This is a genomic window from Corynebacterium hesseae (genome assembly GCF_037850265.1).
GTDB lineage: Bacteria > Actinomycetota > Actinomycetes > Mycobacteriales > Mycobacteriaceae > Corynebacterium > Corynebacterium hesseae.
In genome coordinates this window covers 2229168-2255286 of record NZ_CP137211.1, presented here as the reverse complement: position 1 = coordinate 2255286, position 26119 = coordinate 2229168, and the positions used below count along the sequence as shown (strand labels likewise).

The window sequence follows — 26119 nt, the reverse complement described above, 5'->3', positions numbered from 1 at the left end:
AAGGGGCGTGGGAGGCGGGTTAGGCCAGCAGCGAGCCGACCCACCCCCCGCGCCAGGCCACGATGATTCCTAGGCCGATGGTCCAGAAGAGATAACGTGCCAAGCACCACCAACGCTTGGCCTTTATCATTTCTCCGAGTTCCTTGGCCATCGTGGACCACGTGGATAGCCCGCCGGCGAGTCCGGCCGCCAGTAGAGGAAGGAAGTACTCGGGGGCGTGTGCATGCGTGGCAAAGCCATAGGCCACACCGGCCACCGCCGCGCCGACGAGGTTGGCGGCAAAGGTGCACGTGGGGGAGGGGAGCACACGGGTGAGCAAGTAGCGCCCGCAGCCGCCAACAAAGCCGCCGGCGAGGACCGCCAAGATGGAGAGGATCATGCGCGGCCCCGGGAAGCAATGAGGTCACCTATTAGGTATGCCGCGGTGCAGCCAATGATCGTCGCCAGGACGTACGCTCCCGCCCGCGCCGGGCTAAAGCCCGAGGTGAGGTAGGCAAAGGCGGCAAAGCTGGTGAAGCCGCCCAGAAATCCTGTGCCCCAGAACGCCGGGGGTTTGGCATAGCCCATGACAGTGCTGCCTACAACATTGATGAGCAGCAGCGGCAGCGCGCCACCCCCGAGAAGTGAAGTAAGGCCGAAACGAGTCAGCGCCCCGAGCGCGGTCCCGCAGCCCACAAGAAGGATCTGTGGCATAGGCACCATCCTAATTGGGATGCGAAACCAGCGTGAAGCAGGCAAGCTTAGGGTGTATCCACGTCTCCAAGGAGGAACCCACCATGGCACACGAGCGCGCCGGCCAGCTAGCCCAGCCTTCCGATCTCATCGATATCGCAGAACTAGTCACCGCGTATTACACCCGCACCCCCGATGCAGATAACCCCGACCAGCAGGTCGCCTTCGGCACCTCAGGGCACCGCGGCTCCGCCTTGGACACCGCCTTCAACGAGGCTCACATCTTGGCGATTACCCAGGCCATCGTGGACTACCGCGCTGAGCAGGGGACCACGGGCGCCATTTTCATCGGCCGCGATACCCACGCTTTGTCCGAGCCCGCCATGGTCTCCGCCCTTGAGGTTCTCCTTGCCAATGGGCTGGAGGTTCGCGTGGATGACCGCGGACGCTACACCCCGACCCCGGCCGTCTCCCACGCCATCCTGACCAACCCGGGCACCGATGGCATCGTGATCACTCCCTCCCACAATCCGCCGCGCGATGGCGGCTTCAAGTACAACCCGCCGACGGGCGGCCCAGCAGACACGGATGCCACCGACTGGATCGCAGCCAAGGCCAACGACTATCTGCGCGCCGGGCTCGATGGCGTCAAGCGCGTGGCGGTTGACGGCGTGCTCGATGAGCGCTGCGTGAAGCACAACTACCTCGACTCCTACGTGGCTGACCTAGCCAACGTTGTGGACATGGCGGCCATTAAAGAGGCCGGTGTGCGCATCGGCGCGGACCCGATGGGCGGCGCCTCGGTGGACTACTGGGCGGCCATCGCCGAGCACTACGGGCTCAACATGACGGTGGTGAACCCAGAGGTAGACGGCACCTTCCGCTTCATGACTCTGGATACTGACGGCAAGATCCGCATGGACTGCTCCTCCCCGGACGCCATGGCTTCGTTGGTTCAGAACCGCTCCAAGTACGACTTGGCCACGGGCAACGACGCGGATTCCGATCGCCACGGCATCGTCACCCCGGATGCGGGTCTGATGAACCCGAACCACTACCTAGCGGTGGCCATCGAGTACCTGTTTAGCCACCGCCCCGAGTGGGGTGAAGCCGGGGTAGGCAAGACCTTGGTGTCTTCCTCCATGATCGATCGCGTCGTGGCCAGCCTGGGCCGTGAGCTCGTGGAGGTCCCGGTGGGCTTCAAGTGGTTTGTGCCGGGGCTTGTCGGCGGCACCCTGGGCTTCGGCGGTGAGGAATCTGCTGGTGCTTCCTTCCTGCGCTTCGATGGGACCGTGTGGTCCACCGATAAGGATGGCATCATCATGGATCTCTTGGCTGCCGAGATCCTGGCGGTCACGGGCAAGACCCCGTCTCAACGCTATGCGGAGCTGGCCGAAGAATACGGTGCGCCAGCTTATGCGCGGACCGACGCCCCAGCTACCCGCGAGCAGAAGGCCATCCTGAAGAAGCTCTCCCCGGAGCAGGTGACGGCGACTGAGCTGGCTGGGGAGAAGATCGTGGCCAAACTCACCGAGGCCCCCGGCAACGGCGCAGCGATTGGCGGCCTGAAGGTGGCGACGGAGAACGCGTGGTTCGCTGCCCGCCCTTCCGGCACGGAGGACAAGTACAAGATCTATGCCGAGAGCTTCCGTGGCGAAGAACACCTCAAACAGGTGCAGGAAGAGGCGCAGGCGCTGGTGTCGCAGGTTCTCGAAGGCTAGGACTGAAGGCCAGGGCTGAAGTCTGGGCCCGAGACTAGGCTAATGAATTATGACATCCGCAAAATCCATGTCGGCCGCCGATCTGATGAGCGCGCTGGTGCGTTTTGGAATGGCTGCCGTGTGGATTATCGCCGGCATTCAGAAGCTGGACGCCAGGATGGAGATGACCCAGGCCATCGAGGCCTACGGCATCTTCACCCCGGAATGGTCCGGATACTTGGCCTACCTCATCGGCCCCTTGGAACTCATGGGTGGGGTGCTGTTGCTGCTGGGGTTGTTCTTGAGGGAGGCGTCGGCAGTCGCGGCGGTGGTCTTAGTCCTCTTCATGGTGGGAATCTCCCAGGCATGGGCGCGTGGGCTGGTGATCGATTGCGGTTGTTTCGGCTATGACCCCGCCGACGTGAGCCAAGGCATGAACTACGCGCTGACGCTGCTGCGTGATGCAACCTTCTTGGTCCTCACCCTTTGGACAATCTGGCGCCCGTATCGCCGTTACGCTCTCCACCCCTAACTTGTTAGACTGTGCTCGTGATCAAAGACAAAATCAGCGCCGCCCTTGTGCTTGACGTCATTAGTGCATTCGCGCGCTTTTATATGGCCTATGTGTGGATCAAAGCGGGAGCGTCGAAGCTGTCGGATCAGCTCGCAGTGTCCCAAAGCATCAAGGCCTATGAGATCTTTACACCAGAGTGGTCTCAGTATTTGTCCTACCTGATTGGCCCGTTGGAAGTGTGCGGCGGCCTGTTGCTGCTGCTGGGGCTGTTCCTGCGCCAATCGGCATGGGTGGGACAGATTGTCCTCGTTCTATTCATGATTGGCATTGCGCAAGCGTGGATGCGAGGGCTCGGGATTGACTGCGGTTGTTTCTCCGTTAGCCCTGATGAAGACGCGCAGGTGATGAACTACATGATGACACTGCTGCGTGATGTCTTCTATTCTGTGTTAATGGTGTGGACAATCAAGCGTCCCTTCACCAAGTTTGCATTGCACCCTTAACAGCGGTGTGTAGGATTTCGGTTCGTTCCATTTACGTCATACAAGACAAGGTTTCTCAATGAGTACAGTTAAAGACCCCACCGCCAATAACAACAGCGGATTCCTGTGGGGCATCGGTGTTCTGCTGGTGATTATTGCCGTCGTACTCGGCTTTATCTTCTACCAAAACCGTGGTGCCAGCGTTGAGGGCTTGGAAGGCTACACCAAGCAGGACGTCAATATGGAGATGTCCTTTGCTGATAACGCCGTGACCCTCAAGGCTGCCGACGTCAAGGATGCGCCGGAGGTCGAGCTGTACGAGGACTACTCTTGCCCTCACTGCTCTGATCTGGCCAAGCAGACCGATGATCAGATGAAGGAAAAGATTGAGCAGGGCAAGCTCATTGTTAAGGTGCGCACCCTCAACTTCCTGGATGGCAGCCCGAATGGCATCGAGAGCATCAAGTCCAACGAGGGACACTCCTCCAAGGCCGCGGCTGCGATGGAGCAGGTAGCCAAGTCCGGTGACGTACAGCTCTACTGGAACCTGCGTAAGTACCTCATGGATGAGCAGTCCAAGGTGTACAACAAGTGGGAGATGAAGGACTTCGCGCAGGCCGCTAAGTCCTTGGGCGCGGATAAGGACACCGTCAAAGCCATCGAGGATGCACCGGTGGGCAAGGGCAACGCCCTAGTAACCGCGAACTACGAGAAGCTGGAAGCCGACACCGGCAGCGTGTCCTCGCCGCGCATCATCAAGGACGGCAAGGACATTCCGGAGGATGACAAGACCTCCATCATGGAGTGGGTCGACCTCGTCGCAGCTAAGTAGGGGCGTGCAAATACCGCACCTAAACTCGCGATTTGGTGAGTGAAAACGGAGGCGATATATTGATACGAGTTGCAATCACAAAGGTTGCACCTCGTGTGAGGGGCTATGGCGCAGTTGGTAGCGCACCACACTGGCAGTGTGGGGGTCACGGGTTCGAATCCCGTTAGCTCCACTTCATAATTCAATACAGCTTTGGGGCTATGGCGCAGTTGGTAGCGCACCACACTGGCAGTGTGGGGGTCACGGGTTCGAATCCCGTTAGCTCCACTTTCGGCCGTCTCCTTGAATGGGGGCGGCCTTTTTCTATGCTGGGGCCATGGATGTATTCACCAAGACCGTGTCCCGTTCTGATCAAGCTGGCGCCGAGGCTGCTGGGTTGAGATGGCTGGCGCAGGCGCTTGCCGCCGTCGTCGTGGACGTCACCGAAGTCACCTCTACTTCTCTTAGCACGCGGCGGGTGGAGCAGGCGCGGCCGAGCGTCCCTGCTGCCCGCGCCTTTGGCGCTGCGCTGCGCACGGTCCATGAAGCGGGAGCGCCCGCCTTCGGCGCCCCGCCAGCGGGCTGGGAGGGTGCGAACTTCATTGGGCGCGTGGAGCAACCCTGCGAACCGTGTGAAGCCTGGGGCGAGTTCTACGTTGAGCAGCGAGTGCTGCCTTTCGTGGGAGGACTGCCTCAGGGGCTGCAGGGGATTGTTCGGCAAGCATGCGAGGCCATAAAAACTGCTGACTGGGACGTGAAACCGGCGCGAATTCATGGCGACCTGTGGGCAGGCAACGTGCTTTTTACTGCCGATTCGGCCGTGATGATCGACCCTGCCGCGCACGGCGGGCACCCGTGGACGGACCTAGCCATGCTCGAGCTCTTTGGCACGCCGTTCTACGAGGAAATCCTCCGCGGGTACGGGGCGCCCAAGGAATACGAGAAGTGGGTGCCTATGCATCAATTACACCCACTTGCAGTTCACGCGATGACGCATGGTCCGGCCTACTACGCTCCGCTTGAGCAGGCTGCGCGTTCCACCCTTGAGGCATTGCGATGAGTGCGTGACCGCTCGAAGGTTCTGGCGGATTTGAAGGAGAGGAGCTCTGGGTGCGCTTTTGTGCTCCGCCCTTTAAGGGCGCGCGGACCTTGCTGTCACTTCCCCGCATCTGCTGGGCGGGTTTCGTTCTTTAAGGCTTAAGAGTTCCGGTACTCCCGCTGCATCCGGTGGCGTGTGAACCGTAGTCCGGGATTACTGAGTTTCCCGCGTACCTTGTTGTGGTTCGCGGGTGCTGCTGTCTGAAGGATCGTCGATATGCCCGCGAACCTTCCCTCGGTTGGCGGTGTTGTCGCTGGTGGTGGGTCGTTTTCCTTTCTGCTTGTGTTGTGTTTGGTGGCTGTGGGTGTTAACTACTGTCGGGTGGTTCCTCTGGTGGTTGTCCTGCTTGTTCGGCGGTGAGTCTGGCTAGTGCTTCTTGGTATTCGGGCATTGCTGTTATCGGTGTGCCCCAGGGTGGGATGAAGCTGACCCCGGTGTTAAGCCGGTACATGTAGCCGCGTCCGGTAGGTCTTTGTGGGTCATCATCATTTATTCCGTTGTGGTAGGCGCACAAAAACGTCAGGTTTTTAATGTTGGTGTAGCCGCCTGCCTGCCAGGGCACCAAATGATGGACTTGGCAGTAGTCTGCCGGCTTATTGCAGCCTGGTCTAGAACACGTGTGGAATTCAGCATGCAGGGTAAGGCGTTGTTTGAAGTTTGCTCCACGCTCTAGCCGCCAGGTGTCGATGGGTCCTTCAAGAGGGTGCACGATGGTGGCATACCCTATTTCGGCAAACTTGTGGGTTAAGAATTCCGCCCCGGTCATGCGCCCACCATTGGTGAGGTTGAGCTCGATGTCATCACCGTCGCCGTTGATGATCTGGTCGAGCTCGTTGAGGGTGACGATGACTTGGGTACGCACCGCTGGTTTAGAGCCGGTGCCCTCTTTGAAGAAGATGTCGTTGGCGGCTTGAAGCAGGTCAGTGGTGTTGGTTGATTCGAGGACGCCGCGCATGTTGGCAATCGTGGTGGCGTCGTCAGTGATGGAGAGAGTGTTGGGGCCTTGTGCACGGTAGGTGATGCGCACACCTGGTTTGGCTATGCGCTTGGAACGTAGTTCTTTCAGTCGTGTGGTAGCAACGGTGGGGATGCGGTGTGCGGGTGTTCCTGCGAGTTTGATTCTGAGGTTCCAGGCGTCGAGGGTTTTCTTGACTTTTGCGGTGTAGGTTTCAATCAGTGTGAGGGTGCCGAGGCTGTGGCGTTGTTGAAGGGCTGCGGTACGGGCTTTGCGTTGTTTGCCGCTAAAGCGGGTGGGCCCGAAATACACCTGGTTAAGGCGTGCTAGTTCGGCAGCATCGGAAGCGGAAGCACCGAGCGTGCGGAGCTCATCGGGTGAGCCAGGAATGTTTTCCACCAGCGCAATCCCCGAGTTGCGTAGGCGGATGTAGGTTTCGATATCCCCCATGAGCACAGAGACTAAAACAGCACCGTGGGCCCCGCAACCGGAGCGAAGAAATGCCCAGCTCAGGGGTGGAGTGAAGAGTCAATCATGGGTGTGGGACTATGTGCGCTACAGGTGTTGGGGCGCACGGACTCGCGTTATGGGAAGGGAGAAGTTGACCTCCTGGAAGAGAATGCCACTGGCGTGCGGGGAAACGCTGGCCTCGGGCGCACGTGGTGGGTGCGGAAACGGAACAGGAAAGGCCCCGCGAGGAGGGGGCTTGGAACCTTAGGCGCTGGTAGGGCCCGGCGGCATGGTGCGCTTGTGGGCGCCGCGGCGCCACAGGGTCTCGATGCGCGATTGGGCGGCGGCAGGCACGTCCTTGCCCTCGAGGTAGTCATCGATGTGGGAGTAGGTGACGCCGAGCGCTTCTTCGTCAGAGAGTAGGGGGCGGTCATCCTCTAGATCTGCGGTGGGAACCTTCTTCCACGTAGATTCTGGTGCGCCGAGATGCTTCAGAAGCTGAGCACCCTGGCGCTTGTTAAGCCCGGCGAGGGGCAGGACGTCGGCAGCGCCGTCGCCCCACTTGGTAAAGAAGGCGGTGACGTTTTCGGCGGCGTGGTCTGTACCGATGACCAGCGCGCCGACTTCGCCGGCCAGCGCGTACTGCGCGGCCATGCGCAGGCGGGCCTTGAGGTTGCCTCGATTGAAGTCCCCCAGGGAGTCCTGGTGTAGGGCGTTGGCCACGGCGCCGTCGAGAGCCGCGGTGGCCTCGGCGATGTTGACGGTGAGGCAGTGGTCGGGCTCGATAAAGTCGAGGGCGATCTGTGCGTCATCCTCGTCGGCCTGTACGCCGTGGGGAAGGCGCACGGCCCAGAAGTCCGCGCCGTCGACGCGGGCCACCGCCAGCTGAGCCAAGCGCCCAGCCAGGGTGGAGTCCTGGCCGCCAGAGATGCCCAGGACAAAGCCCTTCGCGCCGGTTGCGCGTAGGTAGTCCACCAAAAAGGCGACGCGGCGCTCAACCTCTTCTTCTGAATCGATGCGGGGTTTTACGCCGAGGGCCTTGATGATGTCGTGCTGGAGGTCTATGGATTCATGTGACATGACGCCAATGGTAGCCGCCTGCGACAATAGGAACCCGTGAACAAAGATACGTACGTCATGATGGTCGCAGGCGTCGCCGCCCTGGGTGGCCTGCTCTTTGGATATGACACCGGAGTGATGTCCGGAGCCCTCCTCTTCGTGGGACCGGAATTCGGCATGTCTGCCCATGAGGAGGGGCTGGTGACCTCGATGCTCTTGGCCGGCGCGGCAGTTGGCGCGCTGGTCGCTGGGCGTGTGGCGAGCATGATCGGGCGGCGTCGCACCCTCATCGCCGGTGGGCTCATCTTCGTGGCTGGTTCCGTGTGGTGCGCGCTTTCAAGCTCGGCCGATGAACTCGCTGCCGCCCGCACATTCCTCGGCGTGGCAGTGGGCGCGGTGTCGATCGTCTCCCCGATGTATATCTCCGAAATCACCCCGGCGGCTGTGCGGGGCCGGATGGTCTCCCTCAATACGCTCATGATCGTCGTGGGGCAGCTGCTGGCGTATGGCGTGAACTCGCTATTGGCTGCAAGCGGCAGCTGGCATTGGATGCTGGGGCTGGCCGCGGTCCCGGGCGCGGCGCTGGCGCTCGGCATGGTCTTCCTGCCCGATACCCCGGCATGGCTCGCGGCACAAGGGCGACCGCGTGAAGCTGCCGCGGTCAGCGCTCGGGTCGGCGCGCAGGGAGCGGAGTTGGAGCTTAGTCCACGTCCGAGCACGGGTGAATGGCGAGCTTTGCGACGCCACCGTTGGATGCGCTGGGCCATCGCACTCGCCATGCTCATGGGCTTGACCCAGCAGATTACGGGCGTGAACGCCATCGTGTACTTTGCGCCCACGATGATGAACCAGGTGGGTATCTCCACCACTAACTCGGTATATACGTCGATGGTGATCGGTGCGGTGTCCGTCGTGGCGTGCCTCGTGGGCATGCGCGTGATTGACCGGCTGGGACGCCGCCGGCTGCTGTTGGCGGGCCTAGGCGGAAACGTGGTCTCGCTCGTGGTCCTCGCGGTGGACTATCATTTCGCCCATGACTCCATTCCGCTGGCCATGCTGTCGTTGGCGTGCATGGCGGCATTCATTGCCTTCCAACAGGCGGCGGTCTCCCCGGCCACGTGGTTGCTCATGTCAGAAATCGTGCCGCCTGAGGTTCGAGGGGTGGGCATGGGAATCGCCGGGCTGGCGCTGTGGGTGAGTAACTGGGCGGTGGCGCAGTTCTTCTTGCCGGTGGTGGAGTGGCTCGGAGGTTCGCTGGCCTTTGGAATCTTCGCGGTCTTAGGCCTCGTTGCGGTGGGATATACCCGCGCACTCGTTCCGGAAACGGCGGGGGAGCGCCTCGAGGATGTTGCCGAGCAGCTGCGCTCCCGCTACTCCGAAAGCTGAGTGTTTTGGTAATGACGCGCGTGTGGGGTAACATTTTTCCTCGTGTCATTGCTGGGTGTCTTCCCAGCTATGCTTTGAACTAATCAATCGCATCAAGATTGCGCATAACGAAAGGAGCGCCCGATGAAGGTTCGCAAGTCGCTTCGGTCGCTGAAGAAGAAGCCGGGCGCCCAGGTTATTCGCCGCCACGGTAAGGTCTTCGTGATCAACAAGAAGGATCCGCGCTTCAAGGCTCGCCAGGGCTAAGAAACGAGTTTCCTCGTCTCCGCCCTCCCCGCTTTGTGGGGAGGGCGGATTTTTTATGCCCACGTGCCTGGACAGATGCGCTTTAATGAATATAATTATCGGGCGGACTTCGGCAGGAGCCCGGAAGATAGTTGAAAGAAAGAAGAATAATGAAGAAGCGTCTCGTGGCGGCGGTGTGTGCTGCTGCAGTTGGGTTCACTGTTCCGGTAGCTCATGCTGCGGACTTTGAGTTTGAAAGCTTGGCGGATCCCTCGCTGGGAATCAATGACCCCTCGTGCGAGCCGAGCGGCGAGGTGCGTGAGCCGGTGGTGCTTCTCCACGGCACGTCGGACAATTCCTCGACGTGGAACGAACTGATCCCGGTCCTGCAGGAGGAGGGGATGTGCGTGTGGGCCTTTGACTACGGCGCGGACGACGTGACGTTGCAGAACGCGAATCCTCGTGCCAAGGCGATTGCGGACTTGGATGAGTCTGCGCGCGAAATTGCAGGGCAGATTGATTACGTGCGCGAGGTGACCGGAAGCGACAAGGTTAATCTGGTGGGCCACTCGCAGGGCGGGCTGCACATCAAGACCTACACGCAGATGTACGGTTCGGCTGAGCACGTTTCCCACGCTGTGGCCATTGGTGGCAACCTCCATGGCACAACCCTCAACGGGATGGGCGAGGTTCTGGCCAAGATGATTGCGGCGATGCCACACTTTGCTCGGTTCTTGGCGAGCTCTGCAGGCATCCAGCAGGTTGTCGGCTCCGAGTTCATGGAGAACCTCAATGCGCTGCCTGATACGGCGCCGGGGCCGCTCTATACATCGATCTATTCGCCTGCCGACGTCACGGTGACCCCGAACTCTTCCTCCATGCTTACACCTGTCGACGGCGCCGACGTGGTCAACATCGATCTAGGGGAGCTGTGCGGAGCGGAGCCGCTGCATCCGGACCTGCCGCGGGATCCCATGACGATGAGCCAGGTGCTCTTTGGTCTGACCCGCGAGGCGGGGCAAGGGGCTGATTCTGGAACCTGTGTCGAGCCAATGCTTGATTAGATTTCATTGGCAATAGAGGGGCCGGTATCGAGGGCGTGGCCTAGAGCCGTGCCCTTTTGTGGACTTTGTCACAAACTAAGTGAATCTTCGGTAAACGTGCAGGGAATATCAACGGTGTAGTTACCGCCGTGGGGACGGGCGGAGTGATGGGGTGTCAACATGTGGGGTCGGGCCAAGTTACATCCTGGGAATACCAGGCATGTAACTACTACATGTAGTGCTAGTTGCGGGGTGCGGGCACAAAGTATAGTGTCGTTGATGTTGCTCGAGCGGCGGTCCGATATCGCTGTTCAGAGCCTGTAGGCAGAGCCGTTGAACGCTCTGCCAGTACCGAATTCAACAGTCACTCCGCGTGTAGCGCCGAAGGAAGCCAAAGGAACGTCACATGAGCATCACTGTCTACACTAAGCCCGCTTGCGTCCAGTGCAACGCCACCAAGAAGGCTCTCGACCGTGCTGGTCTCGAGTACGAGTTGGTGGATATCTCCCTCGATGATGATGCCCGCGACTACGTCATGGCCCTCGGATACGTCCAAGCGCCGGTCGTGGAAGCGCACGGCGAGCACTGGTCCGGCTTCCGCCCGGATCGCATCAAGGCCCTCACTGCGATGGTGGCGAGCGCCTAGGTTAACGCCATGTTGGTCGTGTATTTCTCTTCCGCTACGGAAAACACCCACCGCTTCGTCGAGAAGCTCGGCCTTCCCAGCGCCCGCATCCCGCTGCGCCTTAATGACGAGCCCCTCACCGTGAATGAACCTTATGTCTTGGTGTGCCCGACATACGGGGGAGGGGCGTCGGTAAGCGGGCAGAACACGCGGCCTGTACCCAAACAAGTCATTCGTTTCCTGAATGATGAACACAACCGCAGCTTCATTCGCGCCGTTGTAGCCGGAGGAAACAGCAACTTCGGCAGTGACTTTGGCAAGGCGGGTGACGTTATCGCCGCCAAGTGTAAGGTTCCTTATGTGTATCGCTTCGAGCTTCTCGGAACCGAGGAAGATGTCACAATTTGCCGTGAAGGCCTCCTGGCCAACGCGGCCGCTTTAGGTTTGGCTGCCTAAAGCCTCATCCGTACTATTTCGTCTCTCCATTTCGCCATAGCAAAGAAAGGCCCGTGAACGTCGTGACCACGCAACTGGGTAAGACCGTCGCCGAACCTGTGAAGCCGGCCGAGCAACTGGATTATCATGCACTTAACGCGCTGCTGAACTTGTATGACGAGAACGGCAAGATTCAGTTCGACAAGGACCGCGAGGCCGCGAACCAATTCTTCCTCCAGCACGTCAACCAGAACACTGTCTACTTCCACGACTTGGAAGAGAAGATGCGCTACCTGGTGGAAAACAAGTACTACGAGCCGGAGCTGATCGAGCAGTACGACTTCGATTTCATCAAGTCCCTGTTCAAGCGCGCCTATGCCTTTAAGTTCCGTTTTAAGACCTTCCTTGGCGCCTACAAGTACTACACGTCGTACACCCTGAAGACCTTCGACGGCCGCCGCTACCTCGAGCGCTTCGAAGACCGTGTGTCCATGACCGCACTCTTCTTGGCGGATGGTGACACGGAGGTGGCTGAACACCTCGTGGATGAAATCATGACCGGTCGCTTCCAGCCGGCTACCCCGACCTTCCTTAACGCCGGCAAGGCTCAGCGTGGCGAGCTGGTGTCCTGCTTCCTGTTGCGCATCGAGGACAACATGGAGTCGATTGGGCGCTCTATTAACTCCGCTCTGCAGCTGTCCAAGCGCGGCGGCGGCGTGGCCCTGTTGCTGTCCAACATCCGTGAATCCGGTGCGCCCATCAAGCATATTGAGAACCAGTCTTCCGGCGTCATCCCCGTGATGAAGCTGTTGGAGGATTCCTTCTCCTATGCCAACCAGCTGGGCGCTCGCCAGGGCGCTGGTGCGGTGTACCTCAACGCGCACCACCCGGACATTATGAGCTTCCTTGACACCAAGCGTGAGAATGCGGACGAGAAGATCCGTATCAAGACCCTTTCGCTTGGCATCGTGATCCCCGACATCACCTTCGAGCTGGCAAAGCGTAACGATGACATGTACCTGTTCAGCCCGTACGATGTCGAGCGCGTCTACGGCAAGGCCTTCGGCGATATTTCCATCACCGAGCACTACGAAGAGATGGTCGAGGATCCGCGTATCCGCAAGAAGAAGATCAACGCTCGCCACTTCTTCCAGACCGTCGCGGAGCTGCAGTTCGAGTCCGGTTACCCCTACATCATGTTCGAGGACACCGTGAACCGCGCCAACCCGGTCAAGACTGGGCGCATCAACATGTCGAACCTGTGCTCCGAGATTCTGCAGGTGAACGCCCCGTCAGAGCTCAACGACGACCTCACCTACAAGACCCTGGGTAGCGATATTTCCTGCAACCTTGGCTCCCTCAATATCGCGGCTACCATGGATTCCCCGGACTTCGCCTTGACAGTGGAAACCGCTATCCGTGGCTTGACGGCTGTGTCGGACAAGACCTCTATCGACTCCGTTCCCTCCGTGCGCAAGGGCAACGATGATTCCCACGCGATTGGCCTGGGGCAGATGAACCTGCACGGTTACCTTGGCCGCGAGCACATTGAGTACGGCTCCGATGAAGGCTTGGACTTCACCAACGCTTACTTCGCCGCCATCATGTACGCCGCGTTGCGTGCATCCAACAAGCTGGCCCGCGAGCGTGGCGAGTACTTCACCGAGTTCCCCGAGTCTGACTATGCCAGCGGTGAGTTCTTCGACCGTTATGATCCGGCTGACTTTGCTCCGCGCACGGAAAAGGTCAAGGAGCTCTTCGCTAAGTCCTCGATTCACACCCCGTCGGCGGAGGAGTGGGCTGCGCTGAAGGCGGACGTCGCCAAGCACGGCATCTACAACCGCAACCTGCAGGCAGTGCCGCCGACCGGATCGATTTCGTACATCAACAACTCGACGTCCTCGATTCACCCGATCGCCTCCAAGATTGAAATCCGCAAGGAAGGCAAAATCGGCCGCGTCTACTATCCGGCGCCGCACATGGACAATGACAACCTGGAGTACTTCAAGGACTCCTATGAGATCGGCTACGAGAAGATCATCGACACCTACGCCGAGGCCACGAAGTACGTTGACCAAGGTCTGTCGCTGACGCTGTTCTTCAAGGACACCGCCACTACCCGCGATATCAACCGCGCCCAGATCTACGCATGGCGCAAGGGTATTAAGACCCTCTACTACATCCGCCTGCGCCAGATGGCTCTGGAGGGAACCGAGGTTGAGGGCTGCGTTTCCTGCATGCTCTAGTCCCTGTTAGTCCTTGTTCGCACGCGCCTCAATCAGGATGGCGCGTGCGATTTTTTCTGCCTCGGGGGAGTCGCCGCGGTGGATTGCCTCCGCTAGATCCAGGTGGCGCTGTTCGGTGCCGGCCGTGGGGTTGCGTTTGCGGGAGCCAAAGAGGGAACGCCCGCGCACCATGGACAGCAGATAGGGGCTGAGAGCTGAAAACATCTCATTGCCCGAGGCGTGGAGAACCATGGCATGAAAACGCAGGTCGGTAGCGAGGTGTTCACCGACGCGCCGCGTTGGCGTGTCTTGGAGGCGTTGGGCCAGCTCTAAGATCTCCTCCTTATCTTCTTGGGATGCATGCAGCGCAGCGAGGCCGGCGGCGACGGGCTCGATGGCAAGGCGCAGTTCATTGAGTGAGGCGCGCTGCCTGTCGCGGGATTTCTCTGAGCTTAGGCGCCACGAAATGATGGCGGGATCATAGACCGCCCACTCGCTGATGGGGAGCACCGTGATACCTACGCGGCGTGAAGAAGAGACCATGCCTAAGTGCTCTAGGGCGCGCATTGCCTCGCGGGCTACGGTTCGGGAAACTCCGAAACGCGCGCAGAGATCGGTGAGCGTAAAACGCTCACCGGCGGCAAGGGTGCCGCTGACGATGTCGGCGCCCATGGTGTCTAGAACGGTGCTGAGTAGGGGAGCGGAGGGCTCAGTCACGGGGAGCCGGTACCTCCATCGACATTCGGGGGCGTGTGAACAGGGCTTAAGTATAAAACACGCAGGAATTTTGGCCCCTAGTTTTACCGGGTACGATGGCACCAGACTCAAAATAACTAGTAAGACGAGGTGACGTGCGTGTCTCACGAGTACGACGATTACATCGCTAGCCACGAGGCTCCGGTGAAGGCAATTAACTGGAACACAATTCCAGATGAGAAGGATCTCGAGGTGTGGGATCGCCTCACCGGAAACTTCTGGCTCCCGGAAAAGGTGCCGGTGTCCAACGATATCCAGAGCTGGAAAACTCTGACTGAGAAGGAACAGGAGACCACCATGCGTGTCTTCGCTGGTCTCACTCTGCTCGATACCATCCAGGGCACCGTCGGTGCGGTATCGCTGCTTCCCGACGCCACCACTCTCCACGAAGAGGCGGTCTACACCAACATCGCCTTCATGGAGTCCGTTCACGCGAAGTCCTACTCCAATATCTTCATGACGTTGGCGTCGACTCCCATGATCAACGACGCCTTCCGCTGGTCCGAAGAGAATGAAAACCTCCAGCGCAAGGCAAAAATCGTCATGTCCTACTATCAGGGCGATGACCCGCTGAAGAAGAAGGTTGCGTCCACCTTGCTGGAATCCTTCCTCTTCTACTCAGGCTTCTTCCTGCCGATGTACTTCTCGTCGCGCGCAAAGCTAACGAACACGGCCGATATCATCCGCCTCATCATCCGCGATGAGGCCGTTCACGGCTATTACATCGGCTACAAGTTCCAGCAGGGCTACAAGAAGCTCTCGGAGTCGGAGCAGGAAGAGATGAAGGGCTACGCCTTCGACCTGCTCTATGAACTCTACGAGAACGAGATCGATTACACCGAGGATCTCTACGATGAGTTGGGCTGGACCGAGGATGTAAAGCGCTTCCTTCGCTACAACGCCAACAAGGCGCTCAATAACCTAGGCTTCGAGGGGCTTTTCCCGGCTGATGAAACCCGCGTGTCCCCGGCCATCCTGTCTTCCTTGTCTCCGAACGCGGATGAGAACCATGACTTCTTCTCTGGCTCCGGTTCCTCCTATGTGATTGGCAAGGCGGAGGAAACCACCGACGAGGACTGGGACTTCTAAGTACCATCCACTGCCACGCCGCACCTCCTAGAACGATCAACCGAAAGTTTGATTCTTTCAGGGGGTGCGTTTTCGGGTTTTAGGGGCCCGCACACTCGGCCATCTGTGTTCTAGATCACCGCCTGGTGAGGCATGGTGTAGCGGGTCTGCCACGTACAAGGGGTTATCCGGATAAAACGGGGCTAGCAAGAGCTACGGGGAATATTAGAGCGCTGGAAATTTGGCCCTGAGGTGCCCTAATATAAGGCGAGTAAACCTAGGTGTTTAATCACTGGGCGTGTGGCGCGATAAAACGCGTGATACCGATGTGGTTAGACGCTTGTTCTTCAGGAGGATTTTATGACCGCTGTGGCGCCACGGCTCGACGATTACGTCGCGCCTACACGTCCGGAGCCGACTGGTAACGCAAAGACCGGTTCCAAGGCGTGGATGTTGCTAACCACCACCGACCACAAGCAGCTGGGCATCATGTACATGATCATGGCCTTCAGCTTCTTCTTCCTCGGTGGCTTCATGGCTCTGCTGCTTCGCGCTGAGCTTTTCACCCCAGGATTGCAGTTCCTGTCCAACGAGCAGTTCAACCAGCTCTTCACCATGCACGGCACCGTCATGCTGCTGCTGTTTGCAACACCAGTGGTGTGGGCATTCGGTAACTATGTTCTGCCCCTGCAGATTGGCGCACCGGATGTGGCCTTCCCGCGTCTGAACGCTTTCGGTTTCTGGATTACCCTGACCGGCGGCGTCGTGATGCTCGCGGGCTTCTTGACCCCGGGCGGCGCTGCTGACTTCGGCTGGACCATGTACGTCCCGCTGTCTGACTCGGTTCACACCCCGGGTATCGGCGCCGACATGTGGATCGTCGGCGTGGGCGCTACCGGTGTCGGTACCATTGCTTCCGCCATCAACATGATCACCACGGTCCTCACCCTGCGTGCACCGGGCATGACCATGTTCCGTCTGCCGGTCTTCACCTGGGCAGTGTTTACCGCATCTGTCATCGTTCTGATGATCTTCCCGCTGCTGACCGCTGCGGCGCTGGGTGTTCTTTATGACCGCAAGCTGGGCGGCCACATCTTCGACTCCGCCAACGGCGGCGGCATCCTGTGGCAGCACCTCTTCTGGTTCTTCGGCCACCCGGAGGTCTACGTCCTGGCACTCCCGTTCTTCGGCATCATCTCTGAGGTTGTCCCGGTCTTCGCTCGCAAGCCGGTCTTCGGCTACATCGGTCTGGTCTTCGCCCTGCTGGCAATCGGTGCGCTGTCCATGGCCGTGTGGGCTCACCACATGTTCGTGACCGGTGCTATTCTGCTGCCGTTCTTCTCCTTCATGACCTTCCTCATTGCGGTTCCGACCGGCGTGAAGTTCTTCAACTGGGTCGGCACCATGTGGAAGGGCCACATCACCTGGGATACCCCGATGATCTTCGCCATGGGCTTCCTGGCAACCTTCCTCTTCGGCGGCATGACCGGTATTATGCTGGCCTCCCCGGCACTGGACTTCCACCTTGCTGAGTCCTACTTCTTGATTGCTCACTTCCACTACACCCTCTTCGGCACCGTGGTGTTCTCCGCCTTCGCTGGCCTGTACTTCTGGTTCCCGAAGATGACCGGCCGCATGCTCGATGAGCGCCTGGGCAAGATTCACTTCTGGCTGACCTTCATCGGCTTCCACGGCACCTTCCTGGTTCAGCACTGGGTGGGCAACATGGGTATGCCGCGTCGTTACGCCGACTACCTGGAGTCTGATGGCTTCACGGTCTTCAACCAGATTTCCACCATCTTCTCCTTCGTCCTCGGCGCCTCGGTTATCCCGCTGATTTGGAACGTCTTCAAGTCCTGGCGCTACGGTGAGATCGTCACCGTGGACGATCCGTGGGGCTATGGCAACTCCCTCGAGTGGGCCACCTCCTGCCCGCCGCCGCGCCACAACTTCGTGTCGCTGCCGCGCATTCGTTCCGAGCGCCCGGCCTTCGAGCTGCACTACCCGCACATGGTTAAGCGCATTCGCGAGGAAGCACACGTCGGCCACTAAGCACTCACTAGCTGAGTACTCCTGAAAACGCCGCCTCCCCATCACTGCGATGGGGAGGCGGCGTTTGCCGTAGGTGAAAAGGTCACGAACGTGGTGTGAGATAATAAGCCCCGTGGATAATCAAAGTGAACAAGTCTTCGCCGTTGTTACCGCCTCCGGCCCCGATAAGCCAGGCGTGTCGGCGGCCTTCTTCCGCGTACTGGGCTCTCATGATGTGGAGCTCGTCGACGCCGAGCAAGCTATCTTCTCCGGTCGGATTTCGCTGTCCGCCTACATCCGGGTTCGTTCCTCGCGCCTCGAGGCTTTGGAGCAGGGATTGCGAAATACGCTGAGCATCTACGCGCAGTCCATCAACGTGGATCTGCGAGAAGAAGAGTCAACCTCACGCCCGCGCTCGACGCACGTCGTCGTGGTTCTGGGACGCCAGCTCAACGCCAGCCAGATGTCCGCCATTGCTAAGGAACTGGCTAACCTCAACGTCAACATCGACCGTATCCGCGGGCTCTCCACTTATCCGCTCAATGGCTTGGAGCTGTATATCACGATCGATGGTGCTGCCGATCCTGTGCGCGCCATGCTGGCCCGCCTAGCTACCGAGCAAGGTGTCGACATCGCCATCGAGCGCTCCGGCCTGCAGCGCCGTTCGAAGCGGCTTATCTGCTTTGACTGCGATTCCACCCTTATCACCGGCGAGGTCATCGAAATGCTGGCCGCCCACGCCGGCAAGGAAGCCGAGGTTGCCGCAGTGACGGAGCGCGCGATGCGCGGCGAGCTGGACTTCGAGCAATCCCTACGCGAGCGCGTCGCCACCCTGGAAGGTTTGCCGGAGTCCGTCATCGCAGAAACCGCCGCCGATATTTGCCTGACCCCGGGCGTGCGGACCACCATCCGCACCCTCAAGCGCATGGGATACCGCGTTGCGGTAGTCTCTGGCGGCTTTATCCAAGTCCTCGAGGATTTAGCACGGGAACTCGACCTCGACTACGTGCGCGCCAACACCCTCGAAATCGTGGACGGTAAGCTCACCGGCCGCGTCATCGGTGACGTGGTGGACCGCAAGGCCAAGGAGAAGTTCCTGCGCGAATTCGCTGCGGATTCGGGTCTGAGCATGCTGCAGACCGTTGCCGTCGGCGACGGCGCTAACGATATCGACATGATTTCCGCCGCCGGCTTGGGCATTGCCTTCAACGCCAAGCCAGCGCTTCGCCAGGTTGCGGATACCTCCGTCAACCACCCGTACATGGATGAGATCCTGCAGATCCTCGGTATCCCGATGGAAGAAGTTGCCAGTGAGTAATCTCCGCGAGGCCCATCGCCGTCTTGCGGCTGCGTGCAGCGAGCGCAGTTGGCGCGATGACCCTGAGGACCCGAACAAACCCGAGACCATTCAGGCGATGCAGATCGCGCTTAACCTGCCCAAGCAGGATCCGCCCGCGCGCACGAAGGTGCTCGAGGCGGCAGCTAAAGGCGTCGTCAAGCTCTGTCTCGATGAGAGGGCTGGCCAGGATGGGGCCTTCGCCGAGGCCCTAGGGCAGTGGTACGGGCACCGCATCCGCAAGGTGGCGCGCCGCGCACGCAACAAGGCCTGGCGCGATGTGCAGTCCCTGCCGGGCGTCACCGTGGATGATCGCGCGCGCGTCTTCCTTCCCTCGGCGGTGCAGGACGTGCACCCGCTCGTGGCGAAGCTACAGATCGGCCACACCGATCTGCCCCAGGATGAGCCCGGGCCCGCGCTTGGCGACGCCCCCGTGATCTACGTCGACGCCTCCCTCGCCATGAGCGCGGGAAAGGCCGCAGCGCAGGTAGGACACGGTTCGATGCTGTTAGCCGCGGCGATGAGCGCCGAGGAAGTGGAGGACTGGGTAGCACAGGACTTTGCGCTGTCCGTGCGCGAAATCCCCCATGAGGAATTTGCCGTGGCTTGTGCGCGTCCGGGAGCGGTGGTGGTGCATGACGCCGGTTTCACCGAGGTCGCTCCAGACTCAGCCACGGTGTGCGCGCTGCGTCATCCCTAGCGGGCCTCAACCAGGCGCTTGAGCGCCCCGCGCACGACCTGCGGGTCGCTCGTGGGCCACATCTGCGGCATGGAGGCTCGCAGGTAGGAGCCATAGCGCTTGGTTTCCAAGCGGCTATCGAGGACTGCGACGACCCCGCGGTCCGCAGTGGAGCGCAGCAAGCGGCCCGCGCCCTGGGCCATAAGCAGCGCCGCGTGCGTGGCAGATACCTCCATGAAACCATTGCGCCCAGCTGCCTTAGCTGCTTCGGTGCGCGCTTGCATCAGGGGATTATCCGGGCGGGGGAAGGGGATACGGTCGATGAGCACCAGGGAACACGCGGGTCCCGGGACGTCGACACCCTGCCAGAGAGTGAGCGTGCCGAACAGACAGGAGTTCTCGTTCTTCGTGAACTTCTCCACGAGCGCGCCGATGGAGTCCTCGCCTTGAAGGTAAATGTCGAAGGGGAGCGTGGGCTTGAGCTCCTCGGCTGCTTGTTGTGCGGCCCGGCGTGAGGAAAAGAGACCGAGGGTGCGCCCGCCCGCGGCCATGATGAGCTCGCGGATTTCCTTAAGGGTCTGCGGGCTGAGTCCGTCGCGGCCCGGCTGCGGAAGGTGTGCTGCGGTATAAAGGATGCCGCTGCGGGCGGGGTCGAAAGGATAGCCCACGTCGAGACTATCCCATGTGCCTTTGGGCAGGCCCCATTGCGCGGCCATGGCGTCGAAGCGCCCGCCCAAGGCAAGCGTGGCGGAGGTTAGCACCACGGTCTGTTCGCCGAAGAGCTTTTCGTGCAACATGCCGGCGATGGAGAGAGGGGCAACGGCCAGGGTGTCGTTCAGCGTGCGCTCATCGCGTTCCAGCCACACCACGTCGGCGTGTGCTGCGGGGTCACCGGTGGCGAAGACGTCGAGGATGCGGGCGATGGCTTCGACGAGGCTGCCGAGGTGATTGGCCAGGTTTTGGCGCTCGGCAGATTTCTCCGGGTCCTGGGCCTGTTCGCCCTCGGGGGCGCGGGCGATGGTCTCGCGGCAGTCGCTTAACGTGTCCGCGAGACCCATGAGTTGCTGCTTGGCTTCCTCCGGAAGATCGGTCCAGCGGCCCGGCGTGAATTCACCGAGTAGTTGGCTCAGTTCATTGGCTTGTTCGCTCAGCCGCTGGTCTTTGCCATTGGCGCCGAGGGACTTGGCGCGGTTGGCCGCCATTTTGAGGGCGCGCCCGGTGATCTCGGCGGTAGAGACCGAGGTGATGCGGCCGTCCAGCTCGTGTGCCTCATCGATGATGACGACATCGTGCTCCGGCAGGATGTTGATGTCTGCCACCGCATCGATGGCGAGCAGCGCGTGGTTGGTGACGACGATGTCGACGTCCGCCGCGCGGCGCCGCGCGAGCTCCGCAAAGCAGTCCTCGCCGTGCGGGCAGCGGGTAGCACCAAGGCACTCATTGGAGGTGACGGAGACCTGCCGCCAGGCTAGATCGGGCACTCCCGGTTCGAGGTCCTCGCGGTCGCCCGTCTCGGTGTCCTCCGCCCACTCGTAGACGCGCTGGACATGGCGTCCGAGGCTGGAGATGGCGTCCTGGTCAAGCAGGGCGTCTTCGTCGTCAAGTTCAGCGGCGCGGGAGACTTTGTTGAGGCAGACGTAGTTGGAACGCCCCTTCATGATGGCGAAGGTCGGCTTCTTTTCCAGGTGCGGTTCGAGGGCCTCGGCGAGGCGCGGCAGGTCTCGTTCCACCAGCTGGCGTTGCAGTGCCAGCGTGGCCGTGGAAACAATCACGGTGTGCCCGGTCTCTTGCGCGTGGCGAAAAGCAGGGACGAGGTAAGCCAGTGATTTACCCGTACCCGTTCCAGCTTGCACGGCGAGGTGGCGCTCTTTTTCCAGCGCGGTGGTCACGGCTTCCGCCATGCGCACCTGGCCGGCACGCCGCGCACCTCCGAGGGCGGAGACGGCGGCGTCAAGGAGGTCAACCGTTGAGTCCTGCATTTGAGTCAGTCTAGTCGGTTGCCTCCCGCACGCATCCTATGAGCCGAACCCGATGAAGCGGGTCGGCACCGCAGGCTCGTCGCGGGTCAGAGCCAAACCTTCCCACGGCAGAGTGGTGATGGCCTGGGCTAGGTACTCGCGGGCTTCGTGGAGGGTGGGCAGATTGTCCAGGATCTCTCCGTCGCGCATGAGCGGCACCGTCATGTCGCGGGTGCTCAGCGTCCCGGTGTCTGGATCTTCGGCGGAGAAGGGGAGCACGAGCTCCTCGACGGCCACCCCGGAGGAGCGGTAGGTGCGCAGGGAGCGCTTTGCCCCGCCCTGCGACTTCTTCGAGGAGGAACGCTTGGCCACGGGATGGCCATCAACCTCGACGACCTTGTACACCATGCTGGCGGTTGGGGCGCCAGAGCCGGTGACCACCGAGGTGCCCACGCCGTAGACGTCGACGGGATCTCCTCGCAGGCCAGCGATGGCGAACTCGTCCAGGTCGGAAGAGACAACGATCTTCGTGTTGTGGTTGCCCAAGTCATCGAGCTGCTTACGCACGCGGCGGGTGACAGCGGCCAAATCGCCGGAGTCGATGCGAACGCCGCCCAGCTCGGGGCCGGCCACCCGCACGGCGGTTTCCACGCCCTTGGTGATGTCGTAGGTATCCACCAACAGGGTGGTGCCCACGCCGAGGGTTTCGATCTGCCCGCGGAATGCCGCCTCCTCGTTCGGGGTTCCGTCTTCGTTGACGTGCGCGAGCGTCCATGCATGCGCCGCAGTACCGGAGACCGGGATGTCGTAGCGGTAGCCAGCTTCCAGGTTGGAAGTGGCCTGGAAACCGGCTAAGTAGGCGGCGCGGGCGGCGGTGACGGCGGCATACTCGTGCGTGCGGCGCGAGCCCATCTCGATGATGGGGCGGCCATCCGCAGCCACCACCATGCGTGAGGCCGCAGAGGCCACGGCGGAATCGGAATTCATGATGGACAGGATCACGGTTTCCAGGATCAGGCATTCGCCAAAGGTTCCGCGCACGGTCAGCAGTGGCGAGTTGGGGAAGTACAGCTCGCCTTCGCGATAGCCGTCGATGTGCCCGGAGAAACGGTAATTAGCCAGGTACTCCTTGGTCTCTGCATCGAGGAAATCCATCTCCGCCAGCTGCTGAGCGGTGAAGCGGAAGTCCCGGACTGCGCGAAGGACACGCTCGGTGCCGGCGACAACACCGTAGCGCCGCTCGTTGGGGAGGCGGCGGGCAAACACTTCGCAGGCCACCTGGCGGTGCGCGGAGCCATCGCGCAGCGCAGCCTGCAGCATGGTCAGCTCATACTTATCGGTAAGCAGGGCCGTAGAACGATCGCTGGGCCCGAGCCCAGAATCCTGGACGTTGTCTGAGGTAGTAGTCACATCGAAGATGCTACTCAGCGCGTACCGAAAAATCAGCAGTTCTATGCTTCGAGCTGAATGACAACGTAGACTTCGCCGTCGCTGTAAGCCGTGCCCACCGCAGCGGTGGTCATGCGGGGATCGCGCAAGGCGGCCACGTGGGAGGGGGAAGCTCGGAAGGCTTCGACAAATTCATAGGCGCTAGCTTTGTCCAAAGGAAGGTGGTGCTGGACCATTTGCACGTTTTCTTCTGATGGTCCTTCCTCGTGTGTTACCGCGTTGCACTCCGCCTTTTCGCGGGCTGCGGTTTGGCGGTCGATCCAGGGCACCAGCGGGGCTAGACCATCCTCCTTGCGCCACGTGTTGAGCGCCTCTATGAGCTCATCTTGGATGGTGGCGAGCTGGCGTTGGACGGGGACGTCGGGAAGCTCGTAATCGCACGTCGCCGGTGCGGGAGGCTCAGAATCCTGTGAACTGCCGTTATCGGAGGGGCTGGTCAAGCTGAGCACGGCGGTCACGAGCGTGCCACCGAGGACCAATACGGTGATGATGCGCTGCACGAGAGGCACAAGGTCCTCTCTTGAGGGTTGGCGTCCCGCGAGAATGTCAGTAACGGCTGGGGGAAGGGAGAAAGAATTCATCGATGCCACCTGCAAACGACAATCAGGTTAAAGGTCGAAGACAGTATAACTGTTCGCGCGATGAAAAAATTTGGCTAGTGTAGAGGACATGAAAGCGCACAACGAAACGTCCGCAGTCGTGGTGATGAGTTCGCCCATGGCCACCCCGGAGCTGGATGAGGCGATTGACGTCGACGTCGCCACGAGCGAAAACCTGCCGTGGATGTGCATTGTCTGGGATGACCCAGTCAACCTAATGAGCTACGTTTCCTACGTGTTCCAGACTGTTTTGGGTTATGACAAGAAGCGAGCTAACGAGCTGATGATGCAAGTCCATACCGAAGGTAAGGCGGCGGTGTCCTCGGGTGAACGCGACAAGGTTGAAGCTGACGTGAAGAAACTACAGGTCGCCGGCCTGTGGGCCACGATGCAGCAGGCAGGATAAGAGTATGCAGACGTGGAAGAAGAAAAAGTCCTTCATGCGTGGTGCGAAGTACACCACCGTATTCGAGCCCATGGAGCGTGAAGTCCTCGGTGATCTCACCGCGACGGTCTCCGAGGCCATCATCGCCCGCGCGCAGTCAGCGCCGAAGGATGAATTAGCGGACATGCTCGACATGCCCACTGGCCACACCGAAGCACCGGAGGATCCGTCACTGGCCCGTCTCTTTCCAGACTTCCAGAAGCCAGGGGATGAGGAGTTCGATGGTGATAATTCGCTGCTGCGCTCGCTGCACGAGAATGACATCGCGCGCGCCAAGCTGGAGAATCTCCAGGTGATTAACACCGCCCTTGGCCCCACTGGCGGGGTAGAGGTGGCTATCAGTGAGGAAGAGGCACATGCTTTCCTCGCCGGCCTCAATGACCTGCGCCTCTACATCGCTGCTGGCGACGTGCCGCAGGATACCCCCGGGGCAGACCGCGATGCGCTCGTGGAATGGCTGGCCTTCTGCCAGGATTCGTTGCTCAACGTCATCATGGACTAGCAGAAGCGCAGGCCGGGATTGGAGACGTAGTCCTTGCCTCACGCTTGCTAAAGTTGGAGGCATTATGACCACGAGTGGACCCTTTGGCCAGCAGCAATCGCATGAGCCCAACCCTTTCCAACCCCGCCCGGCAGGACCGGGAACGGGGCACCAACCCGTACTCAACAAGGGGGGCTCGAAGAACTACACCCGGACCGGACGTTTAAAAACGGCTGCGTCTTTAACGGTGGGCTTCCTGGCCGTCGAGTGGATCATCCACATCATCAACTTCCTGTTCTTTGGAAGCGAGCTGGGGCAGTACGGCATTCACCCGTTGGATTTCAACGGTATCTGGGGGATCTTCACCGCGCCGCTGCTCCACGCAAACTTTGAGCACCTCATCGGTAACTCGCTGCCAGGTGCGGTGTTTTGTTTCCTGATTGGCCTATCCGGGCGTAAGGCGTGGTGGGAGGTCACCATCATCGTGGTACTCATCGCTGGTGTTGGCACGTGGCTGCTGGGCGGGCCGGGAACCTCGCATATTGGAGCCTCGGGCGTGGTGTATGGCTGGTTGGCATACCTTATCGTGCGGGGTATCTTTAACCGCTCGTTGAGCCAGTTCCTCGTTGGCTTAGGCCTTGGTTTTGCCTACTCCGGCCTGATCTGGGGCGTGCTGCCCATCTATGAGGGAGTGAGCTGGCAGGGCCACCTTTTCGGTGCCATTGGCGGCATCGTCGCGGGCATGGTGATCACCTCTGATGACCCGATGAGAAAGGTTAAGCCTGCGCCTCGAGGAGTGATGAACTAATGCCTGATGCAACCTCTCCCATTGGGATTTTTGATTCAGGCGTAGGCGGACTCACCGTAGCGCGCACAATCATTGAGCAGCTTCCCGACGAATCCATCGTCTACATCGGCGATACCGCCCACGCCCCTTATGGTCCACGGCCCATTGCCCAAGTCCGTGAGCTGTCCACCGCGATTGCTGATGAACTCGTGGAGCGTGGCTGCAAGATGCTGGTGATTGCGTGCAACACCGCCACCGCAGCCTTCCTCCACGATGCCCGCGAGCGCTACGACATTCCGGTCGTCGAGGTGATTCGCCCGGCCGTGCGCCGTGCCATTGCCACCACCCGCAACGGCAAGATCGGCGTGATCGGCACGGAGGGCACCATTAATTCAGGTGCTTATCAAGATCTTTTTGCGGTCAACCCGAACGTCGAGTGCGAGGCAGTTGCTTGCCCGGACTTTGTGAACTTTGTCGAGCGCGGCATTACCGCTGGGCGCCAGATCCTCGGTGTGGCGGAAGGCTACCTCGCTCCGCTGCAATCGGCAGGGGTCGACACACTCGTCCTCGGCTGCACGCACTACCCGCTGCTCACAGGCGTCATCCAGCTCGCTATCGGTGACAACGTCACCTTGGTGTCTTCCGCCGAGGAGACCACGAAGGACGTTTTGCGCATCCTCACCAAGACGGACATGCTTGCCCCGGCGGGGCAAGTGCCAACCCGCAGTTTTGAGTGCACTGGTGACCACGCGGCGTTCGAGCGTTTGGCTACGCGATTCCTGGGACCCAAGATTTAGCACCGGCAAAGATGTACAATCGAGCCAAATCTCGCATCCCCCATTGTTTCGT

27 protein-coding genes and 2 tRNA genes are annotated in these 26119 nt (G+C 60.5%); 21 read left to right on the top strand and 8 right to left on the bottom strand.

Annotated elements, in window-relative coordinates; translation table 11 throughout:
- Nucleotides 1–19: 19 nt before the first annotated feature.
- On the bottom strand, nt 20–379 hold the full coding sequence (locus tag R3O64_RS10650) for a FluC/FEX family fluoride channel (RefSeq protein WP_339016882.1): 360 nt from the start codon (nt 377–379) through the stop codon (nt 20–22).
- Complete coding sequence (locus R3O64_RS10645) at nt 376–693, bottom strand: fluoride efflux transporter family protein (protein ID WP_070561762.1); 318 nt, start codon at nt 691–693, stop codon at nt 376–378. Before R3O64_RS10645 ends, R3O64_RS10650 begins: the two co-directional genes overlap by 4 nt.
- An 83-nt stretch (nt 694–776) precedes the next feature.
- Between R3O64_RS10645 and pgm the strand changes: the two genes are divergently transcribed.
- From pgm to R3O64_RS10610, 7 genes are all read left to right on the top strand, one after another.
- Nucleotides 777–2393 carry a phosphoglucomutase (alpha-D-glucose-1,6-bisphosphate-dependent) gene (gene pgm / locus R3O64_RS10640; RefSeq protein WP_070561761.1) on the top strand — a complete coding sequence of 539 codons (1617 nt, stop codon included), beginning with the start codon at nt 777–779 and terminating at the stop codon, nt 2391–2393.
- Between the two features lie 49 nt (nt 2394–2442).
- The gene (locus R3O64_RS10635; RefSeq protein WP_070522452.1) at nt 2443–2904 is read left to right on the top strand and encodes a MauE/DoxX family redox-associated membrane protein; all 462 of its coding nucleotides are present in this window, start codon (nt 2443–2445) and stop codon (nt 2902–2904) included.
- A gap of 17 nt (nt 2905–2921) precedes the next feature.
- Entirely contained in the window at nt 2922–3389 is a 468-nt protein-coding gene (locus R3O64_RS10630; protein WP_070522450.1) for a MauE/DoxX family redox-associated membrane protein, read from the top strand.
- 58 nt (nt 3390–3447) lie between these two features.
- On the top strand, nt 3448–4200 hold the full coding sequence (locus tag R3O64_RS10625; RefSeq protein ID WP_070563121.1) for a DsbA family protein: 753 nt from the start codon (nt 3448–3450) through the stop codon (nt 4198–4200).
- Between the two features lie 99 nt (nt 4201–4299).
- Nucleotides 4300–4372, top strand: a tRNA-Ala gene (locus R3O64_RS10620).
- A gap of 22 nt (nt 4373–4394) precedes the next feature.
- Nucleotides 4395–4467, top strand: a tRNA-Ala gene (locus R3O64_RS10615).
- A gap of 49 nt (nt 4468–4516) precedes the next feature.
- Nucleotides 4517–5239 carry a fructosamine kinase family protein gene (locus tag R3O64_RS10610; RefSeq protein ID WP_284848225.1) on the top strand — a complete coding sequence of 241 codons (723 nt, stop codon included), beginning with the start codon at nt 4517–4519 and terminating at the stop codon, nt 5237–5239.
- Between the two features lie 346 nt (nt 5240–5585).
- Here the strand turns inward: R3O64_RS10610 and R3O64_RS10605 are convergent, their stop codons facing one another.
- Both R3O64_RS10605 and nadE read right to left on the bottom strand, forming a co-directional pair.
- The gene (locus R3O64_RS10605; protein WP_339016881.1) at nt 5586–6683 is read right to left on the bottom strand and encodes an HNH endonuclease signature motif containing protein; all 1098 of its coding nucleotides are present in this window, start codon (nt 6681–6683) and stop codon (nt 5586–5588) included.
- Between the two features lie 264 nt (nt 6684–6947).
- On the bottom strand, nt 6948–7763 hold the full coding sequence (gene nadE, locus R3O64_RS10600) for an ammonia-dependent NAD(+) synthetase (RefSeq protein WP_425248906.1): 816 nt from the start codon (nt 7761–7763) through the stop codon (nt 6948–6950).
- A gap of 36 nt (nt 7764–7799) precedes the next feature.
- Between nadE and R3O64_RS10595 the strand changes: the two genes are divergently transcribed.
- The 6 genes from R3O64_RS10595 to nrdE all read left to right on the top strand — a co-directional run bounded on the left by R3O64_RS10595 (nt 7800) and on the right by nrdE (nt 13702).
- Complete coding sequence (locus tag R3O64_RS10595) at nt 7800–9128, top strand: sugar porter family MFS transporter (RefSeq protein ID WP_339016880.1); 1329 nt, start codon at nt 7800–7802, stop codon at nt 9126–9128.
- A gap of 123 nt (nt 9129–9251) precedes the next feature.
- A complete protein-coding gene (gene ykgO / locus R3O64_RS10590; protein ID WP_003847162.1) occupies nt 9252–9374 on the top strand; it encodes a type B 50S ribosomal protein L36 in 123 nt (40 codons plus the stop codon).
- 149 nt (nt 9375–9523) lie between these two features.
- Entirely contained in the window at nt 9524–10417 is an 894-nt protein-coding gene (locus R3O64_RS10585) for an esterase/lipase family protein (RefSeq protein ID WP_070561755.1), read from the top strand.
- A gap of 385 nt (nt 10418–10802) precedes the next feature.
- Complete coding sequence (nrdH, locus tag R3O64_RS10580) at nt 10803–11042, top strand: glutaredoxin-like protein NrdH (protein ID WP_070522434.1); 240 nt, start codon at nt 10803–10805, stop codon at nt 11040–11042.
- 9 nt (nt 11043–11051) lie between these two features.
- Entirely contained in the window at nt 11052–11477 is a 426-nt protein-coding gene (gene nrdI, locus R3O64_RS10575; RefSeq protein ID WP_070522431.1) for a class Ib ribonucleoside-diphosphate reductase assembly flavoprotein NrdI, read from the top strand.
- A gap of 62 nt (nt 11478–11539) precedes the next feature.
- Complete coding sequence (gene nrdE, locus R3O64_RS10570) at nt 11540–13702, top strand: class 1b ribonucleoside-diphosphate reductase subunit alpha (protein WP_070522502.1); 2163 nt, start codon at nt 11540–11542, stop codon at nt 13700–13702.
- A gap of 6 nt (nt 13703–13708) precedes the next feature.
- Here nrdE and R3O64_RS10565 read toward each other — a convergent pair whose 3' ends face one another.
- Nucleotides 13709–14353, bottom strand: a complete 645-nt coding sequence (locus R3O64_RS10565; RefSeq protein ID WP_154737106.1) for a FadR/GntR family transcriptional regulator — start codon at nt 14351–14353, stop codon at nt 13709–13711.
- A 183-nt stretch (nt 14354–14536) separates the two neighbouring features.
- Between R3O64_RS10565 and nrdF the strand changes: the two genes are divergently transcribed.
- The 4 genes from nrdF (at nt 14537) to R3O64_RS10545 (ending at nt 19572) form a co-directional block, all read left to right on the top strand.
- Nucleotides 14537–15526, top strand: a complete 990-nt coding sequence (gene nrdF, locus R3O64_RS10560; RefSeq protein WP_070522424.1) for a class 1b ribonucleoside-diphosphate reductase subunit beta — start codon at nt 14537–14539, stop codon at nt 15524–15526.
- Nucleotides 15527–15865: 339 nt separating this feature from the next.
- Nucleotides 15866–17557, top strand: a complete 1692-nt coding sequence (gene ctaD, locus R3O64_RS10555; protein WP_070522420.1) for a cytochrome c oxidase subunit I — start codon at nt 15866–15868, stop codon at nt 17555–17557.
- 103 nt (nt 17558–17660) lie between these two features.
- Nucleotides 17661–18854 (top strand): phosphoserine phosphatase SerB, encoded by a 1194-nt coding sequence (gene serB / locus R3O64_RS10550; protein WP_070522500.1) that lies wholly within the window; start codon nt 17661–17663, stop codon nt 18852–18854.
- On the top strand, nt 18847–19572 hold the full coding sequence (locus R3O64_RS10545) for a peptidyl-tRNA hydrolase (protein ID WP_339016879.1): 726 nt from the start codon (nt 18847–18849) through the stop codon (nt 19570–19572). Before serB ends, R3O64_RS10545 begins: the two co-directional genes overlap by 8 nt.
- On the opposite strand, the gene R3O64_RS10540 is transcribed toward R3O64_RS10545, so the two are convergent.
- Genes R3O64_RS10540 through R3O64_RS10530 form a run of 3 tightly spaced genes read right to left on the bottom strand, consistent with a single transcriptional unit; the run spans nt 19569 to nt 23539 of the window.
- Nucleotides 19569–21530: an ATP-dependent DNA helicase gene (locus R3O64_RS10540; protein WP_070684838.1), complete on the bottom strand. Its 1962-nt coding sequence runs from the start codon at nt 21528–21530 to the stop codon at nt 19569–19571. The genes R3O64_RS10545 and R3O64_RS10540 overlap by 4 nt on opposite strands.
- Nucleotides 21531–21566: 36 nt before the next feature.
- Nucleotides 21567–22919 carry a nicotinate phosphoribosyltransferase gene (locus tag R3O64_RS10535; protein WP_070530062.1) on the bottom strand — a complete coding sequence of 451 codons (1353 nt, stop codon included), beginning with the start codon at nt 22917–22919 and terminating at the stop codon, nt 21567–21569.
- Between the two features lie 41 nt (nt 22920–22960).
- On the bottom strand, nt 22961–23539 hold the full coding sequence (locus tag R3O64_RS10530) for a CAP domain-containing protein (RefSeq protein ID WP_070530060.1): 579 nt from the start codon (nt 23537–23539) through the stop codon (nt 22961–22963).
- Between the two features lie 88 nt (nt 23540–23627).
- On the opposite strand from R3O64_RS10530, the gene clpS reads away from it, so the two are divergent.
- The 4 genes from clpS (at nt 23628) to murI (ending at nt 26067) form a co-directional block, all read left to right on the top strand.
- Nucleotides 23628–23963: an ATP-dependent Clp protease adapter ClpS gene (gene clpS, locus R3O64_RS10525; RefSeq protein WP_070522406.1), complete on the top strand. Its 336-nt coding sequence runs from the start codon at nt 23628–23630 to the stop codon at nt 23961–23963.
- A 4-nt stretch (nt 23964–23967) separates the two neighbouring features.
- A complete protein-coding gene (locus R3O64_RS10520; RefSeq protein ID WP_070522403.1) occupies nt 23968–24504 on the top strand; it encodes a DUF2017 domain-containing protein in 537 nt (178 codons plus the stop codon).
- 64 nt (nt 24505–24568) lie between these two features.
- Nucleotides 24569–25291, top strand: a complete 723-nt coding sequence (locus R3O64_RS10515) for a rhomboid family intramembrane serine protease (RefSeq protein ID WP_339016878.1) — start codon at nt 24569–24571, stop codon at nt 25289–25291.
- Nucleotides 25291–26067: a glutamate racemase gene (gene murI / locus R3O64_RS10510; protein ID WP_070561737.1), complete on the top strand. Its 777-nt coding sequence runs from the start codon at nt 25291–25293 to the stop codon at nt 26065–26067. Before R3O64_RS10515 ends, murI begins: the two co-directional genes overlap by 1 nt.
- Nucleotides 26068–26119: the final 52 nt, after the last annotated feature.